Here is a 16,903-nt window from a genome sequence, read left to right as displayed (position 1 = left end):
GCGTAATGACTACCCTATTTAAAAAATTCGTTTTCATCTTTTTCCTTTTTGGATTCGGCCTCACTCCTCTCTTTGCTCAAAACCTACACCTCAACGAAATCCTCTCTTCCAACGAAACCACGTTGGCCGATGAAGACGCCGATTTCGAAGACTGGATCGAAATTTTCAACTCCGGCGATGAACCAATCAACCTTTCGGGCTTTGGCCTTTCGGATGATGGCGACGAACCGTTCAAATGGGCCTTCCCCGACACCACTATTCAGCCGGGAGATTTTATGCTGATCTGGGCATCTGATAAAGATCGATCCGTTCCGGGATCAGAACTTCATACAAACTACGGCGTGTCGGCCGGTGGCGAAGAGGTGTTCTTAACTCATTCCGACGGAACGCTCCTGGATCAATCCCCCGAAAGAGAATTGGAGGAGGATATCTCAATAGGCCGCCAACCCGACGGCACCGGCGAATGGTTTCGGTTTGATGAACCAACCCCGGGCGAGGCCAATACCACAGAAGCGATGAATGATCCTCTGGAAGAACCCGATCTTTCTAACGAACCGGGTTTTTACACATCTGCCTTTAATCTCGAAATTTCCCATTCCCGCGAGGATGTTACCTTCTATTACACGCTGGACGGATCAACCCCGACGGAAGAATCTGCGGTGTATGATGGCCCCATCTCCATCACAGACAGAAGCAGCGAGCCAAATTCATATTCAACCATTCCCACCAATTTTATGGGCGGCCGGTACGGATTTCAAGAACCGGATGTGCTGATTCCCAAAGGAACGGTTTTGCGGGTAAAAGCGGTGAAGGAGGGATTTCAACCATCTCAATCTACATATACCTTTTTTGTGTTCCCGGAAGGCAGTAGTAAACACCAACTCCCGGTGATCTCCATCACCACAGACAGCCTCAATTTTTTTGGAGAGGAGGAGGGAATCTACGTTCCCGGCGTGCATTACGACGGTCGGGATGATACCGGCAATTACTACCAACGCGGGGAAAACTGGGAGCGGGAATCCTCCTTTGAATTTTTTGATGAGAATGGAGAGTTGCAGGTTTCTCAACAGATTGGCGTGCGGATTCACGGGAGTTATACAAGGCGGTATGCCCAAAAGAGTCTTCGGCTTTATGCACGCGGCGATTATGGTGAGAGCAGCATCAACTACGAGATTTTTCCCAATCAAGATTATGATGAATATGAGCGGTTGATCCTCAGAAATTCAGGAAATGACCAGGGATATACCATGTTTCGGGATGCGGCGGCGCATGAAATCGTCCGGCATTTTAATATGGATACGCAGGCGTACCGGCCCACGGTTGTGTATATCAACGGGGAGTATTGGGGCATTCACAACATCCGTGAGCGGTTCGACGATAATTACCTGGAACGGGTTTATGGCGTGGATGGCGATAATATCGACTACCTGACCAACCGCTGGGAGATTGAATACGGCACCAACTGGCCTTATCAGGATATGGTGAATTTCATCGACTCCGAAGATCTCTCTGTTGAAGCCAATATGGATTCCGTAAAAACCCTGATGGACATAGACAATTACCTGGATTACTTTACCGCCGAAATCTATTTCATCAATACCGACTGGCCGCATGGTAATATCGACTTCTGGCGACTTGATATACCCTATAATGAAAATTCGCCGGCAGGTCACGACGGACGCTGGCGATGGATGTTTTATGACCTGGATGCCAGTTTCGGTTTCACGCGCGAACCGAATAACAACATGCTTTCATGGGTCACCCGCCCCGACGGATACCAGGGGGCCGAATGGCCCAACCTAATAATGCGAAACTTGTTGGAAAACGAATCCTTCAAGCACGATTTCATCAACCGGATGGCAGACCATCTGAATACCTCATTCCAAACAGATCGGGTGTTGGATATCATCGACCGGTTTCAGAACCAAATTGCACCGGAGATGCCTCAATTTATCCAGAGGTGGCACTATCCAACGCATATCGGTCAGTGGAATGGTTTTGTAAACGGAATGAGAAGATTCGCAGAAAAGCGGCCCGATTTTTTGTGGCAAAATATTCTTAATCATTTTGGGATTGAATCCACAGAAACCATTACTGTTAATCTGGAAAATTCAGATCAGGGAAAAATCCGCGTAAACTCTCTGTTGATTTCGCCCGAAACGCCCGGCATTGCAGCCGATGCCTATCCGTGGACAGGTACTTACTTTTCGGGGATTCCCGTTACCCTAAAAACAGATCCCGAAATCGGCAATCAACATTCGCACTGGGTTGTGGATGGAAAACAGGTGTATGAACAGGAACTGACCGTTCTACCGGATACAACTGATAACATCACCGCCGTTTTTGAAGATCTTTCCCTGGCTGATTTTGAGCCTCATGTGTTGGCAGACACCAGCTATCACTTTTCGGAATGGTACGCCGTTGCGCCGGCAAACACGTATCCCGAATCGATGGCTTTTGTCTATATGGATGAAACTGAACCGGGACTGAATGCATCCATAGCGGGTGTGACACAGGGCGTATATAATCTGGATTCCAGAACCCGGATTAACGGGCTGGGTGCAGATGGATTCGCCTTTATCAATACTGGAAATAGCGATGGAAATTACGGCTACCCGGGAACCCGGTTGGGCGGCGCTGTTCTCTTTTTGAATACGGAGGGGCAGGGTTCAGTACGAGTAAACTGGACAGCCGGAACCGTAGAACCCAACTCGACGAATTTATAATTTGCGCCTGCAATATCGAACAGATGCAGATGAACCTTTTCGGGATGTGTTGGATGAAGAGGGAAACCAGGTTGAGTATGTGCGAAACGAAGAAGCGGGGCATTTCGAATCCATCGGGCCGGTAACCCTTCCCGCCGATGCGGAAGATCAACCGAACGTCCAGCTTTTATGGAGATATTATTACTCCGGGGAACGCGTGGATGAAGAAAGTGGTCAGCGCTCCATGCTGAATATTTCAGAGATTCATGTTACATCCGAACCATTGTTGGGTGAAGATCCCGGTCCGCCGCAGCAAGTTCGATTGTTTCAAAATTATCCCAATCCGTTTTATCCATATACTACGATCCGGTATGACTTGCCGTCGGATCAACATGTAAAAATTGACCTCTATTCGATTGACGGCCGCCACATCGCCACGCTGGAAGACCGAGAAGCCGACTCCGGCCGCCATCATGTGGATGTAGATGTGAGTGGATTGGCAACCGGTATCTATTTATATCGGCTTTTAACAGATGATTTTTCAGAGATTAAAAAAATGAGTGTAGTGAAATAATGAATCCCCTTTGAAGGAGGAATGTGAAATGAGCGTTTAGCGACCTGGCAGAGTGCGAACGGCAGAGAGCTCCTGCAAGAGTCGCGGATTGCTATTTCAAAAGGCATTTTCTTTGTCCAACAACTCTGGCAGGAGCCGAAAAAGCACGGCACTCTGCCAGGTTGTATGATTCAGGCCGCTGAACAATTGCACAAATGTTCTTGAAAAAGCCAGAGGGGTGTACTCGCGACTCAACGGGTTATCCCCCTAATTTAGCTTTTAACTCGTACAGAAGCTCTTCTTCATATTCAACTTTTGACCAGAAGCAGAGCTTCAAATATTGCGATCCGAAGGAGGACCTTCGGATCGAGGAAAAAATGAGTGTAGTGAAGTAGTAAAATTCCCCCTTTGAAGGGGGTAGGATCAGACAAAAGTATTTTTGGCTGATCGAGGGGGATGACCGTGGCACGAACTGGACACCCCTCTGAGTTTTTCAAGAACTTTTTGAAAAACTCTGTCTCCCCTGGAAAGGGAGACTTTTTAAACTCCAGCCATTTTTTTATTCTGTAAATAAATAAACCGTTATGGAGCAGAACTTTTCAGAAGCAACGCTTTGAGCTGAAGTACCGCATCAGCGAGTCGAAGGCGCAGGAAATTCGCTTTTTTGTGGAGAACTACCTGGAATGCGATCCGCATGGAGCAGACAACCCAAACCGATCGTACCCGGTTCACAGCCTCTACCTCGATTCCCCGGGATTGAACACCTACCATCGTACGGTCAACGGAGACCGAAATCGGTATAAATTGAGATTGCGATATTACGACTCAGACGACTCTCCAATATTTTTCGAGATTAAACAGCGTCGTAATCGCGTGATTCACAAAAAACGGGCGCAGGTTCATCGGGATGTTATACAGGATCTGCTGGACGGACATGCCCCCACGAAAAATCATCTTGTAAAAAATTCTCCGACTGAACTGGATGCCCTTGAACATTTTTGCCTCCTGAAAGGTAAACTTCAGGCATCACCCAAAATGCACATCACATACATGCGGGAAGCCTATGAAGAAAGACGATCAAACGATGTGCGGGTCACGATTGACAGAGATGTGACAGGCAGCCGGGTTCATCATGGTGGGTTTGAAGCTCGACAGTCCGGAGGATTCTCAGTGTTTGGGAATACAGTCATCCTGGAATTAAAGTTTACAAACCGATTCCCCGATTGGCTGAATGAGTTGACACAGCGGTTTCACCTGAGGCGTGAATCGGCTTCAAAATATGTAGACAGTATTGAATTTATCCGCTTCAACAGAATTGAAAAAGGAATGAACACAACACCGGTTTATCATGAATGAATGGTTTCAATTTGGCGATACGGCACCCATCCCAACGGATCTGCCGACCTTACTTTTGGGACTGCTTCTTTCTTTTATGTGCGGCCAGATCCTGGCGTGGATTTATATGTACACGCATACCGGGCTTTCCTATTCAAGAAATTTTGTGAGCTCGCTGATTATCATTCCCATTACGGTTGCCCTTGTAATGATGGTTCTCGACAACAACCTGATCACCGCTTTCAGTCTTCTCGCCGTTTTTGCCATCGTCCGTTTCAGAAATATTTTACGTGATACGCTTGATACTGCCTACATTCTGTCTCTCATCGTAATTGGAATGGCGTGCGGCACTCAAAAATTCTCGACGGCACTTGTGGGCACTGCAGTCGCATCATCCGCACTTATCTTCATTTGGTTCACAAATTTTGGATCGCGTCAGCGGTACGACCTGATTTTAAATCTCCATTGGTCGCAGCCTCTGTCCCGTCTCGATTATCTCAGAAATTTTTTAAACCGACACTCCCTTAAAACACGTCTCGCTTCGCAACGATCTGATGAAGATCTGGATAAAACACACCTTTCATACCGTTTGCTTTTGCGTGATCCGGAAAAAGTGGACTTGCTGCTTTCTGAAATCAAACAGATTGAAGGAGTTTCTGATGTAAGCAGCATGCGGGCTGAAGACGAATCGGAGGTTTAAGAGATGGCTCAGCAGTTTGAACCGATACCAATTCCATGGAAACAACGCCTGCGGGAACTGCGTGTTCGTGTTTTACCCATTATTGTATTTTTGTGTGTTGGAGCGGCTGTTATCTATTTGTGGCGAGACACTACAAGTCACCCCACGCTTATTGGACAAGTAGTTGGAGAACGAGCTGCCATCTCAAGCCCGGTGGATGGAACCGTTATCAATTTTTACTATGAACCATTCGATAATGTACAAGAGGGACAATTGCTGGGCCAGGTTTTTCCGCGAGATAGCGTTTATCTGCAGGCTCAGTTGGACCTGATTCAGGCTGAAATTGAACGGATCAAACAGACAAGAGAACCTGTTTTAGCGGAACAGCGTGTTCGTTTAGACCTCGAGGACCTGAAAATCAGCCAGATGGAAACGCGAATTTCCCTGGCACAGGCAAGGCTTCAACAACAGCAGGCCAAATCTGAATTTGAACGATTTGAAGATCTTTGGAATCGCGACCTGATTTCTGAGCAGCGTTTTGATTCGGTACGAACAAAACTGGAACTTTTTAATGTGCAGGTCCGGGAATATCAAAATATGCTGGAGTATTACTCCGGCCGAATCCAGGAGATTGAAGAGTATACCTCGTATGGAGATCGACGCGATCGGAATCCCATTTTAGCGGCTATCAAAGTTCAGGAACAACAGATGGAGGCGATTCTGGCTGAGTTTGGCCCCACTCCGTTTTATGCCCCCATCAGTGGTGTGATCAGTTCGGTACAAAATGTTGGGGGAGAGTTTGTATCACGCGGAGATTCTCTTTTGGTAATTGAATCCCGCGAACCAACTCATATTGTTGGATATGTGAGACAACCCTTTGCACAAATCCCAGAAGTGGGTATGGATGTACAGGTTCGAACCCGAAAAGCTGATCGAACTTTTTTTGATTCAACTATTCTGGAAGTAGGTGGACACATCCGGCTCCTGCAAAGAAACCTACAGCGCCCCGGCGCCATCTTTGAAAGCGGATTGCCTGTAAAAATTGCTATGGCTGATTCTGCCAATGTTGAACTGATGCCCGGCGAGTTGGTTGATATTGTTTTAGCGCCGTAACATTCTCCCTTTCAGGGGAGACATGATTTCTCAAATGTTCTTGAGAAATCAAGAGGGGTGTTCGTCTGTGCCCCTCGCAGGACATCCCCCGAGCTCATTCGCTAAACGCTCATTTCACTTTCCCCCTTCAAAGGGGGATTTCAAATTCCTCCTTTCCCAACTGGCGCAAGTGTTCAGCGAAGCGTCACTTGTGCCCCTTGCCCTTGAAAAAAAGCATGGGCACAAGTGACATCCTTGATTTACAGATGGCAGAATAATTCTTCCGGCAAGACAAATCCTGCAATCTTCCAATGGTTGCTTTCAAATACCGGATTGAACACTTGCGCCAGTTTGGGACTTCAATACTTCAATATTGCAATGATGGGGAATAGAAGCGGAGCTTGTGGAACGAGTAAAATCAACATAGTCGTCAGACCGCTCAAAGCGGTCAGACGGCTGACTCAAAGCACATTTTCATCACGCAATTGCCCGCCGCAGCACATTCAACTTCTCAAACGCTTTTAACATCCGCGACCCGTACCAGCTAAACCACTCGCCGTTGACAAGAATAATGCTTGTCTTTCTTACAATACTCACTTACTTCTTTGATATGTGTTTCTTTGAACGGATAGGGTTCGCTGCTCAGCAAAACCACATCAGGTTTTTTATAGGATAATTCTTCAAGAGATATATTCGGGTAGCGTGTTTTATCTGCATAAACATTCTCCAGTTTCCAGTGATCCATCACGGAGTGGATATAGGTATCGCCGCCGACGGTCATCCAGGGATCGCGCCAGATCATGTAGGCGGCAGACATCGGTTTTTCATCGGGCACATTTTCCATCCGCTCCTGGATGTTGTGAATCATTTCTTTGGCTTTCTCTTCAACCCCGCACTTCCAGCCGATATCATGAATGGTAAATAACGCCTCATTGATATTGCCAACCTCTGTCACATGCAGATCAAAATCGCGCTTTAACTCCTCGACATCTTCCTGTCGGTTTTCCTCTTTGTTGGCGATAATCAGGTCCGGCTTAATTTCGCGAATTTTATCCAATCTCGGATTTTTCGTTCCGCCTACAATCGGAATCTGCCTCAATCTTTTCTTTCGGATGAATGCAAAATCGCGTCCTGCCCGAAACGTTTTCACCAAGACCTAAATCAAATAAAAGTTCGGTGAGTGACGGGACGAGGCTGACGATTGATTTTGGTGGCATATAAAGTACTTGGAATTTAATTTAAGTTTTTAAAGCTCCCCTCTCGAAAGGGCACAGATAGCAAAGCGTCCAGCGGAGCTATCAGGGGTGTGTTCACGTATGTGGTAGCACCAGCGAAACACACCCCGAGTTCATTCGCTAAGCGCTCATTTCACTTTCCCTTCTCAAGAGGGAGCTATTCACCTAAAATCTGATGGCGCAAGCGTCTCGCTTGTGCTTGTCCCGCTAATATAAAGTACGGGCCTGACGTTCGTTGTATATCTATAAATAAACGTGAACACACCCCTTGTTTGATATAATCGGCTTCGCCTTTATATCTTCACTTATCCCCTCTCAAGAGGGGAGGTTTTTACTCCTCAGGAATTCGGGTAGCCTGCCAGGCCAGAGCTTTCCACTGGCCATTACGTTTTTGAAAGGTGCCGGTGTTGTAGAATTCGAGTCGTTCTTCTCCGCTTGGATTTGGTGAAATCGCTACGAGTTTAAATGCAACCACAGCAATGTCATCAAACAACTGAATCTGAGTTTCTTCTGCATGATATTGCGGCATTTGCTGACTGCTATTTTCAGGATTCTCCGACAAACCATCCATAATATCTTTTTTAGTCACACGCTCGCCATTTGAACTGGTGTAGATCAGATCTTCTGCCCAAAACCGGTCGTGTATTTCAGCATTATTTTCGGAAGCTCCGGATAAAAACTCTTCGAGCAAATTTTCGAGAACCTCATTTTCATCCATTTCCTGTGCAAACAGTGCGGGCATCAAAAGGAGATGAAGCAGTAGAATTGAGCTCAATTTTTTCATAGACCGAACGTTTTTGTGTAAAATAATCATTGAATGAATATAAGAAGTATGGCTTAAGATATTTTCCGGGTTTTAACATCACATAATAATTGACTCCCGTTCTGCATCTTATTAAAATCGACATTGTTACACAATAAGGGTGACATCATGAACACTCAAACCTCTTATCGATCTATAAAGGTATCGCTGGTTTATTTTATTATAATGTTGATACCTGCGTTACTTTTTGGTCAAACCTATGAGCCAAGAAGTCTTCACAATGGCCCTTCATGGTCACCTAACGGTATGGTGATTGCCTACGCAGCATCATACTCCGGCAATTTTAATATCTACGCCATTGATATCTGGAGTATGGAACAGCAACAGATCACGGATCACCCCGCCAATGATATGTACCCCGAATGGGCTCCCAACGGAATGAATTTGGCTTACTATTCCGACCGTCCGCCGGAAACCCCGCCATTTCCGCCAGATTCGGTTGTGTATAATGTAAAGGGACTTTATGAAACCTATGCACGGGATGGCTATCGTCCATCCTGGGCACCAGACGGAAAAACAATCACAGCACATTTCAGGGATGAAGTAGGTGATTACGAAATTTATACAATGAATCGCCGGGGAAAAGATCGTGTTGCCGTCACCGATAATATGGCGACAGATGTCCATCCGCGTTTCTCTCCTGACGGCAGTAAAATTGTATTTATATCCGACAGAGATTATCGTCCTGAAATTTACGCGATGGATGCAGACGGATCGAATCAAACAAGATTAACGAACTCAGATTCGTATGATATCGATGCTGTTTGGTCGCCCGATGGTGAAAAAATTGCTTTTATCTCCAATCGGCTGGGTTCGTTTGATGTGTTCGTAATGAATGCCGATGGTTCTGAAATGAGAGTACTTACAGAATCTCCGGCAATCGACATTTCGCCGGTGTGGTCGCCGGAGGGAGATAAAATTCTTTTCACTTCAAATCGATCCGGATATTTTGATCTGTATATCTATCATATGGAGGATGGAACAACGGAGCAGCTCACCAATTCACCGTATCATGAATTTCATGGCTCGTGGTCTCCTAATGGCAGCCGAATCGCTTATTTGGCAACAGAAGAGGGCGAACCTCACATCTACCTGATGAATGCAGACGGACGCCGGAAACGGCAGTTGACGAGGTAGAATTAAATTCGTTCCTTCCAGTAATCAGGCTCACGGCGCAGATGCATAACAGCTATAATGAAAATTTTTTTGCCTGTGAATCGAAATGATAAAGAATTCCAAATAGATAGCGCTGGAGCAAGATTCGTCTGATTTTTTTAGATATTTATATCCAAGATTTAGGATTTGTTAAAACTCTCTGAATGGCTTCATACACCTCAATGGAAAAATCTAACCCGAGCTCCCTTTCTTGCTCCTCATAAAAATCAATGGCTTTTATAAGAGGACTTACCCCATTTTTATGATGTAAACATGTTACATGTAGTTTGTTCTTTTGTCTTGATACAAAAGAACGAAAAAAATCAAGGCTGTGAATACTTGGCGGCGGATCCGAGTTCACCGTGGAATCCTTTCAATGGTCCATCACGCTTTTAGCCCTTAAATTTCGCTTCTCACCGGTATGAAAGGATTCATCTCACGGTTCACTCGTTGTCCTTTTTCCCGCCAACTATTCAAGGCCCATTACACTCCCATGTTTACCATTTCCACTTTATAAAAATTATAAAACACTGATTATATTTGTCTTAGATATTTTAATATGAAAATATTGGGGTAACTTCTCCTTTTATAAATTCTTCTTCAGCTTCAGGGTGAAAACTGTAGTTCATTTAGAAAATCGTTTTTGAATCTTTTCGAAGACTTTCTCTCCGGGAATAGTATTTACTTTTCCTGCTTTAACCTCTTCAAGGCGTTTTTCAGCCGTTTTAACCCATTTTTTTTCGATTTCTGAATCAACAGGACTTAACGTCTTTAATACCGAATCGGCAAACCTTGCTCTTTCCTCAATAGGCAAGGATTCAATCTCTTCAATCAGTTTTTTCGTTGAATTCTCACTCATTATGTTCTGATTATTGTAACACTTTTTGTACATACAAATAACGACTTTCCACGCGCATTATTCAAGTATTAAAAACCGCCAATTTAAAAACCGCAACGAGTCGCCAAGAATATGTTCTCCGAATCTCTGCTTCCTTAGTGCTTTACTTCACTTCATAATTCTTCACTAATTCCCATATCTTTATCTTTGTCCTTAGACTTTAGACCTTAAACCTTGAACCCTTTGCAAGAATGCCGAAAGAAGTAGCATCATACAAACTGGGAAATATCCGTGTGACCATCACAGAAACGGATGATCCCAAAAAATTAAATGTGGATTGCAACGACGGAAATTACCATTCCGAATTTAAAGTGAGCCGCTACGAGTTTAAAAATTATAAGAGCCACATGAATCAAAGGATTACGAAGGCTTATAAGAGTCAGTATGAGGAGGAATCCTGAATCCGCAAAGTTTCCTGAAGATATCTTTCTAATTTTTAGACATCTGCCTCCCTTTATAATTTAAACTTCGCGGATTTTCTAACTATAAAATCAGCATCGCATCCCCAAAGGAGTAAAACCGGTATTTCTCTTCAACAGCATGATTATAGATTCGTTTTACTTCCTCCAAACTTGCAAAGGCTGAAATCAACATCAGTAACGTACTTTTGGGCAGGTGAAAGTTGGTAATTAGGTGATCGACGGACTTAAATTCATAGCCGGGTGTGATGAAAATATCCGTATCCCCTGAACAGGCTTTAAACGATCCGCCCTCTTTTGGAGCAGATTCCAACACCCGAACACTTGTAGTGCCCACCGCCGTAATACTCCTGGATTTATTTAATGCATCGGCCTGGTTCTTTGTTATCTGAAACCACTCACTGTGCATAATGTGGTCTTCTATTTTATCAGCTTTAACCGGGGCAAACGTACCTAAACCCACATGCAGTGTAACTTCCTTTTTTTGTATCCCCTGCTTCTTTAGTTTTTTTATTAATTGAGGTGTGAAATGGAGGCCTGCTGTCGGGGCTGCTTTGCTTCCTTTGTCTTTGGCATATACGGTTTGATACCGGTCCGCCAGTGATTCATCCCGTTCGATATAGGGCGGAAACGGGGTATACTTATGTGATTCAAAGAGTGGGTCATCCAGTGGATGGGATAGCTCTATAATCCGCAATCCATCTTCGGTGATATCTCTTGTTTCCGCTGAAAGCTGATCGGTAAGTACTGCTTTCTTACCCGGCTTGAACTTTTTACCGGGCCGAACCATCGCCTCAACGGTTTTATCATTGATGGATTTGGTGACAAAAATCTCCATTTTGCCATCATCAAACAGTAATCGACACTTCTCCACCTTGCTATTATTGACTACAAGTGAAGTTTTTTCAGGCAGATAATCACCAATATTGTAGAAATAATCATCGGTGATTTTTTTAGATGATCGATCATACACAAGAAGTCGTGAATGATCGCGGGGAGTAGCCGGTTTTTGGGCAATCAGTTCCTCGGGGAGGTTGTAGTCGAAGTCATCGAGTGTTAGAGACAAGGGTAAATAGTATACTTAAATCTAATGTTGAAGCTTTTAAAATTCCCCCTTCGAAGGGGGAAAGTGAGTGAGCGTCCAGCGAACGAACTCGGGGGATGTCCTCTGCGATTACGCGAACACCCCTCTGAGTTTTTCAAGAACGATTGAAAAACTCTGTCTCCCCTCAATGGGAGAGTCTAAGTCATTCAACCAATACACCATACATTGCTTTTACCTGTTGAACAATTCCATCGGGGCCGATGCCGACTTCATCGTGAAGTTCTCGTTGCGTGCCGTGTTCAACAATTCGATCAGGTACGCCCATAATTTTTACCGGAACGGCAACACCCTGTTCCGCAACATACTCAGCTACAGCAGAGCCAAATCCACCGAGCTTCGTGCCATCTTCAATGGTTATTATTTTATCGTAATTGGCCAACACATGATCGATCAGTTCCGTGTCCAGTGGCTTGGCAAACCGCAAATCAAAATGGCCGGGAGTGATGCCCTCTTTTTCGAGTTCGGTTCTGGCATCTAAAACATAATTTCCAATCGGGCCAAAACTCAAAATCGCCACTTTTTCACCTTCAGCAATAATCCGGCCTTTTCCTAATTCAACATCACGGAACTCTTTTCGAATGTCCATTCCGGTTGAGCGGCCTCTGGGGTATCGTACTGCCCATGCAGCCTCATTATATTTTGAAGCTGTGAAAAGCATATCACGGAGTTCCTGCTCATTCATTGGAGAGGAAACAACCATATTCGGCAATGCCCTGAGGTAGGAAATATCATACAATCCATGATGGGTCGGACCATCGGCTCCAACAAGTCCGGCGCGATCAATACAGAATACTACCGGTAAGTTTTGAACAGCTACATCATGGACAACCTGATCATAACCACGCTGTAAAAATGTGGAGTAAAGAGCAGCAAACGGTTTCTTGCCCTGTGTAGCCAAGCCGGCAGCAAAGGTAACAGCATGCTGCTCGGCAATACCAACGTCGAAAGCGCGATCAGGGAACGTGTTCATCATCGGCCAGAGACTTGAACCACTTGGCATGGCCGGAGTGATAGCTACAATATCTTCGTTTTCTTCAGCCAATTCGACTAATGCCTGTCCAAAAACATCCTGGTATTTTGGGGGCTGATTTTTTGTTTTTTTGGGCGCGGCCAGCGGTTGACCGGTAATTTTATCGAATGGGCTGCTTTGGGCATGCCATTTTGTTTGTTCACGCTCAGCAGGGGCAAAACCCTTTCCTTTCACCGTTACAATATGCAGCAGTTTGGGACCGGATACAGTACGCAAATCTTCTAAGTGGCGACGAAGAGCATCCACGTTATGTCCATCAACCGGGCCATAATATTTAAAACCCAGCGCCTGGAAAAGAGCTCCGGGAGTAATTGCGGCTGTCATTGCCCGCTCCAGTTTAGAAGCCACCTTCCGCATTTTATCGCCGGCAGATTTAAAATGACCGAGCAGATCGTAAATTTCGTCCCGCATTTTATTGAATGTTTTGCTCGTGGTAATCTCAGCCAAATATTCTTTGAGGGCACCAACATTCGGATCAATGGACATATTATTGTCGTTCAATACTACCAGCATATCCGACTCCAGGGCACCGGCATTGTTCATCGCTTCAAATGCCATACCTCCTGTCATTGCACCATCACCAATTACAGATACCACTTTGTTTTTTCCTTTATTCAGATCGCGTGCAATAGCCATTCCAAGTCCAGCGGAAATGGATGTACTGGAGTGTCCAACACCAAAGGCATCGTATTCGCTTTCAGACCGTTTTGGAAAACCTGATAATCCCTGATACTGCCTGTTTGTATGAAACTGATCACGACGGCCGGTTAAAATCTTATGACCGTAGGCCTGGTGACCCACATCCCAGATAATTTTATCGTCAGGGGTATTATAGATATAATGAAGTGCTACAGTGAGTTCAATTACACCCAGACTGGCTCCAAAATGACCCCCATGCACAGAAACCATATCGATAATAAATTCGCGAAGTTCATCACAAACTTGCTGCAGCTGCTCCGGATTTAATTTTTTAAGATCAGACGGGGTATAGATCTCCTTTAAGAGCGTTCCCGGTTCTGGTGTATACGATTCTTCCATGGTGCAATTTATACTTGCTTATCAGTATTTGTAGATTGATCGATCTGCTCAATTCTGAGTGCGGCATTTTCAAGCGTCTCTGAACAAATTTTTGAAAGTTTTAGCCCTTCTTCATAGAGTTCAACAGATTTTTCAAGTGTAATATCTTCATCGTTAAGTTTTTCAACGATTGTCTCCAACTTCTCTAAAGCCTCTTCGAAACTGGGGCGTTCCTTATTTGCCATAATTAATTTCTATTGATAGTAAATACACTGAAAAGTAAGCCTCTTAACGAATAGCATCAAACCAAATGGTTATAGTGAAAATACGAATTAATGTTCATAGTAGATGATCTTTTTATACCAGGACCGTATCTATAAAAATGCCTTCCTCTCTGACTAATCTTTCCAGTTTATCCTTTTGAAAGAACTCCCATCCGATTCATAAATAATTGCACCATTCAAACTTGTGTAATTTTGTACTTTGCTGTTCTGATGCAATCTGCTAACCGCCTCAAGACCCGGATGCCGAAACCGGTTTTCAAATGCGAGAGATGCCACTGTTACCTCAGGTTGAATAAATTCCATAAAAGATTGAGAAGAACTTGTATTACTGGCATGATGACCCACTTTATAAAGGTCTGATTCTAAAAATTCACCATAATTTGAAGCCATCCGGTTCTCTTGCTTAACCTCGGCATCACCGCTGAAAAGTGCCGATGTATCTCCATAAACCAATTTAAAAGCCAACGAGTGATTGTTGATGTTTGATGACTCCGCCCCCGAATTCGGTCCAATCACAAATAATCGAATGGAAGGATCAATGTTCAATATCTCTCCGGCGATTGGATATTTTATGGGGATCTCTTTTTCTTCAGCCAGATTCATATAACTTTGATACAAATTTGAATCATAATCCGCGCGAGTTTGATAAATCGTATCCACAGGAATATTTTCGATGATTTCCGTAATCCCTCCAATATGATCAGCATGCGGATGCGATAGCAATATTCCATCTAATCGTTGAACTCCATTTTCCTCCAGGTATGGCAGAATCACATCTTCGCCACTATTTCCGCCGGGGGACCATCGTCCCGCATCCACCATCAGATGCTTTCTGTTCGGTGTTTGTATATGAATGGCATCTCCCTGGCCTACATCTAAAAATGTTATTTTCAGCTTCTTTGGCTGAGTCTCTTTGATAACATTTTCAACCAAAAACCCATTTACCGCCAGCAGCAGACAGATAACCATTTTCCACCGCAGCTTTGGGATACGAATGGTTGAGATTGCCAGAATGGCAAAGAACCAGATCAGAAAAACAGATAATGATATATCATCTACCCGAATATAACTTACACTGCTCCCGCCTGTAGCAGATGCTACTCCCTGAATCCACCCCAACAGGTATTCAACTGGAATTGCAAAGATTCCAATTACACCCGGTAGAAGTGAATAAAGAACCACAACCAGCAACCCGACCGGCACTACAATCGTTAAAAACGGAATAACCAATGCGTTCGAAATCGGACCAACGATAGAAAATTCACCAAAATACGTTGTAAGAATAGGAAACAGCCCAAGTTGAACTACAATGGATACAAGAATAATGGTAAATAAACCGCCCAACCATTTGAACCGATATTTCTGAGGGATAAGCCGCTGAGCTTCCGGCATCACCAAAAGAATAATGAATACAGCGCCAAATGAAAGCTGAAATCCCGCATCAAAAAGTTGAGAGGGGTCAATCAATAGTAAAATAATAGCAGCAACTGCCGTAATATTTATGGAGTTTCGTACTTTGTGAAACAGCCGGCCGTAGGTTAAAAGCCATGCCATTAAGGATGCCCGACTGACCGATGGACTAAATCCGGTAACGCCTGCATACAAAATCAGTAGTACTGTAAGCCCAATGAGTCCTAACCATTTGCCCTTTCTTGAACCCCACAGGAATGGAATTAATAACCAGAATGGAGCCACTATAAATCCTACATGTAATCCAGAAACGGCCATGATATGAGACAGGCCGGCTCTGTTAAACTCCTGTTTCTCATCGGGAGTCAGATCGTCTTTGTAGCCTAACAAAAGGGCTTTTGCAAGAGAAGCTTCTTCACGATTAAATAATTGATCGATATTTTTGAGCACCTTTTCCCGGGCAATTCCAAAATTTATACCACTGTTTTTGTCAACGGTAATTACAGTTTGAAGTTCACCATGGGCAGAAATTCCATTTGAATGAAGCCATGCGCCATAATCAAATTGATGGGGATTTTGCTGTTCCGGGAATTCATAAACTCTGATCTGTAGTTCAGCTTCATCTCCCACAGAAAGTTTTTGGCCCGATAATGAATCTGCATAGAGTCGTATTTTGTACTCTTCATCCCAGGTTAAACCTTCGGGCAGAGTAGTTCTTTGAACGTCAATCGTAAAGACATTTCGTCCGGTACTACTTCTCCCTGAAGTTGCAATCTCACCCTGTATTATTAATTCATCCCACTCATAGAACCCAATCGGTTCAGACTCTTTTATTTGATTAGAAAGCCGCTCGGATTGGAAAGTTATCAATGCCATCGATGCGGTAACAACCAACAACGAATAGAATACCGTGGCACCATAACTGGATGCAATGACAAGTTTCTTTCTCAATACAAACTCAAACAGAATCCAGCCAGAGGTAATTACTGCTAATAGTAAAAGCACAGATTTTATGGATAAAGACAGAATTGTGGTGATTGAAATACCAATCACCATCAGGAGCATAATTCGCACGGCCGGATGCGAAGCGAATGGAAAACGGTATGAGTCTCTGTCCCTCATACTTGTATGAACCGTAGAATCTGAAATCCTTACAGAATATT

The 16,903-nt window shown here is 44.3% G+C and carries 14 protein-coding genes; 7 read left to right on the top strand and 7 right to left on the bottom strand.

The features are described 5' to 3' along the window. Positions 1–5: 5 nt before the first annotated feature. The 5 genes from U5K72_03130 (at position 6) to U5K72_03110 (ending at position 6,385) form a co-directional block, all read left to right on the top strand. Positions 6–2,726 (top strand): CotH kinase family protein, encoded by a 2,721-nt coding sequence (locus tag U5K72_03130; protein MDZ7717800.1) that lies wholly within the window; start codon positions 6–8, stop codon positions 2,724–2,726. A gap of 1 nt (position 2,727) precedes the next feature. Then, positions 2,728–3,279, top strand: coding sequence for a T9SS type A sorting domain-containing protein (locus U5K72_03125; GenBank protein MDZ7717799.1), 552 nt, complete (start codon positions 2,728–2,730; stop codon positions 3,277–3,279). Between the two features lie 549 nt (positions 3,280–3,828). Then, positions 3,829–4,614 (top strand): polyphosphate polymerase domain-containing protein, encoded by a 786-nt coding sequence (locus U5K72_03120; GenBank protein MDZ7717798.1) that lies wholly within the window; start codon positions 3,829–3,831, stop codon positions 4,612–4,614. Then, positions 4,607–5,293, top strand: coding sequence for a DUF4956 domain-containing protein (locus U5K72_03115; GenBank protein MDZ7717797.1), 687 nt, complete (start codon positions 4,607–4,609; stop codon positions 5,291–5,293). Before U5K72_03120 ends, U5K72_03115 begins: the two co-directional genes overlap by 8 nt. Positions 5,294–5,296: 3 nt before the next feature. Beyond that, positions 5,297–6,385, top strand: a complete 1,089-nt coding sequence (locus tag U5K72_03110; GenBank protein ID MDZ7717796.1) for an HlyD family efflux transporter periplasmic adaptor subunit — start codon at positions 5,297–5,299, stop codon at positions 6,383–6,385. Positions 6,386–6,908: 523 nt separating this feature from the next. On the opposite strand, the gene U5K72_03105 is transcribed toward U5K72_03110, so the two are convergent. After that, positions 6,909–7,514, bottom strand: a complete 606-nt coding sequence (locus U5K72_03105; GenBank protein MDZ7717795.1) for a helical backbone metal receptor — start codon at positions 7,512–7,514, stop codon at positions 6,909–6,911. A 416-nt stretch (positions 7,515–7,930) separates the two neighbouring features. Then, positions 7,931–8,383, bottom strand: a complete 453-nt coding sequence (locus tag U5K72_03100) for a nuclear transport factor 2 family protein (protein ID MDZ7717794.1) — start codon at positions 8,381–8,383, stop codon at positions 7,931–7,933. A gap of 147 nt (positions 8,384–8,530) precedes the next feature. On the opposite strand from U5K72_03100, the gene U5K72_03095 reads away from it, so the two are divergent. Beyond that, the gene (locus tag U5K72_03095) at positions 8,531–9,559 is read left to right on the top strand and encodes a hypothetical protein (GenBank protein ID MDZ7717793.1); all 1,029 of its coding nucleotides are present in this window, start codon (positions 8,531–8,533) and stop codon (positions 9,557–9,559) included. A 643-nt stretch (positions 9,560–10,202) separates the two neighbouring features. On the opposite strand, the gene U5K72_03090 is transcribed toward U5K72_03095, so the two are convergent. Beyond that, on the bottom strand, positions 10,203–10,436 hold the full coding sequence (locus tag U5K72_03090; GenBank protein MDZ7717792.1) for an addiction module protein: 234 nt from the start codon (positions 10,434–10,436) through the stop codon (positions 10,203–10,205). Positions 10,437–10,666: 230 nt separating this feature from the next. On the opposite strand from U5K72_03090, the gene U5K72_03085 reads away from it, so the two are divergent. Beyond that, positions 10,667–10,876, top strand: coding sequence for a hypothetical protein (locus U5K72_03085; GenBank protein MDZ7717791.1), 210 nt, complete (start codon positions 10,667–10,669; stop codon positions 10,874–10,876). 82 nt (positions 10,877–10,958) lie between these two features. Here the strand turns inward: U5K72_03085 and queA are convergent, their stop codons facing one another. The 4 genes from queA to U5K72_03065 all read right to left on the bottom strand — a co-directional run bounded on the left by queA (position 10,959) and on the right by U5K72_03065 (position 16,862). Further along, the gene (gene queA, locus U5K72_03080; GenBank protein MDZ7717790.1) at positions 10,959–11,960 is read right to left on the bottom strand and encodes a tRNA preQ1(34) S-adenosylmethionine ribosyltransferase-isomerase QueA; all 1,002 of its coding nucleotides are present in this window, start codon (positions 11,958–11,960) and stop codon (positions 10,959–10,961) included. 181 nt (positions 11,961–12,141) lie between these two features. Next, complete coding sequence (dxs, locus tag U5K72_03075; GenBank protein MDZ7717789.1) at positions 12,142–14,067, bottom strand: 1-deoxy-D-xylulose-5-phosphate synthase; 1,926 nt, start codon at positions 14,065–14,067, stop codon at positions 12,142–12,144. An 8-nt stretch (positions 14,068–14,075) separates the two neighbouring features. Then, positions 14,076–14,291 carry an exodeoxyribonuclease VII small subunit gene (gene xseB, locus U5K72_03070; protein MDZ7717788.1) on the bottom strand — a complete coding sequence of 72 codons (216 nt, stop codon included), beginning with the start codon at positions 14,289–14,291 and terminating at the stop codon, positions 14,076–14,078. A 153-nt stretch (positions 14,292–14,444) separates the two neighbouring features. Further along, positions 14,445–16,862, bottom strand: a complete 2,418-nt coding sequence (locus tag U5K72_03065; GenBank protein MDZ7717787.1) for a DNA internalization-related competence protein ComEC/Rec2 — start codon at positions 16,860–16,862, stop codon at positions 14,445–14,447. Positions 16,863–16,903: the final 41 nt, after the last annotated feature.

It is taken from the genome of Balneolaceae bacterium, assembly GCA_034521495.1.
Taxonomy (GTDB): Bacteria; Bacteroidota; Rhodothermia; order Balneolales; family Balneolaceae; genus Rhodohalobacter.
This window is presented reverse-complemented; position numbering and strand designations above follow the sequence as displayed.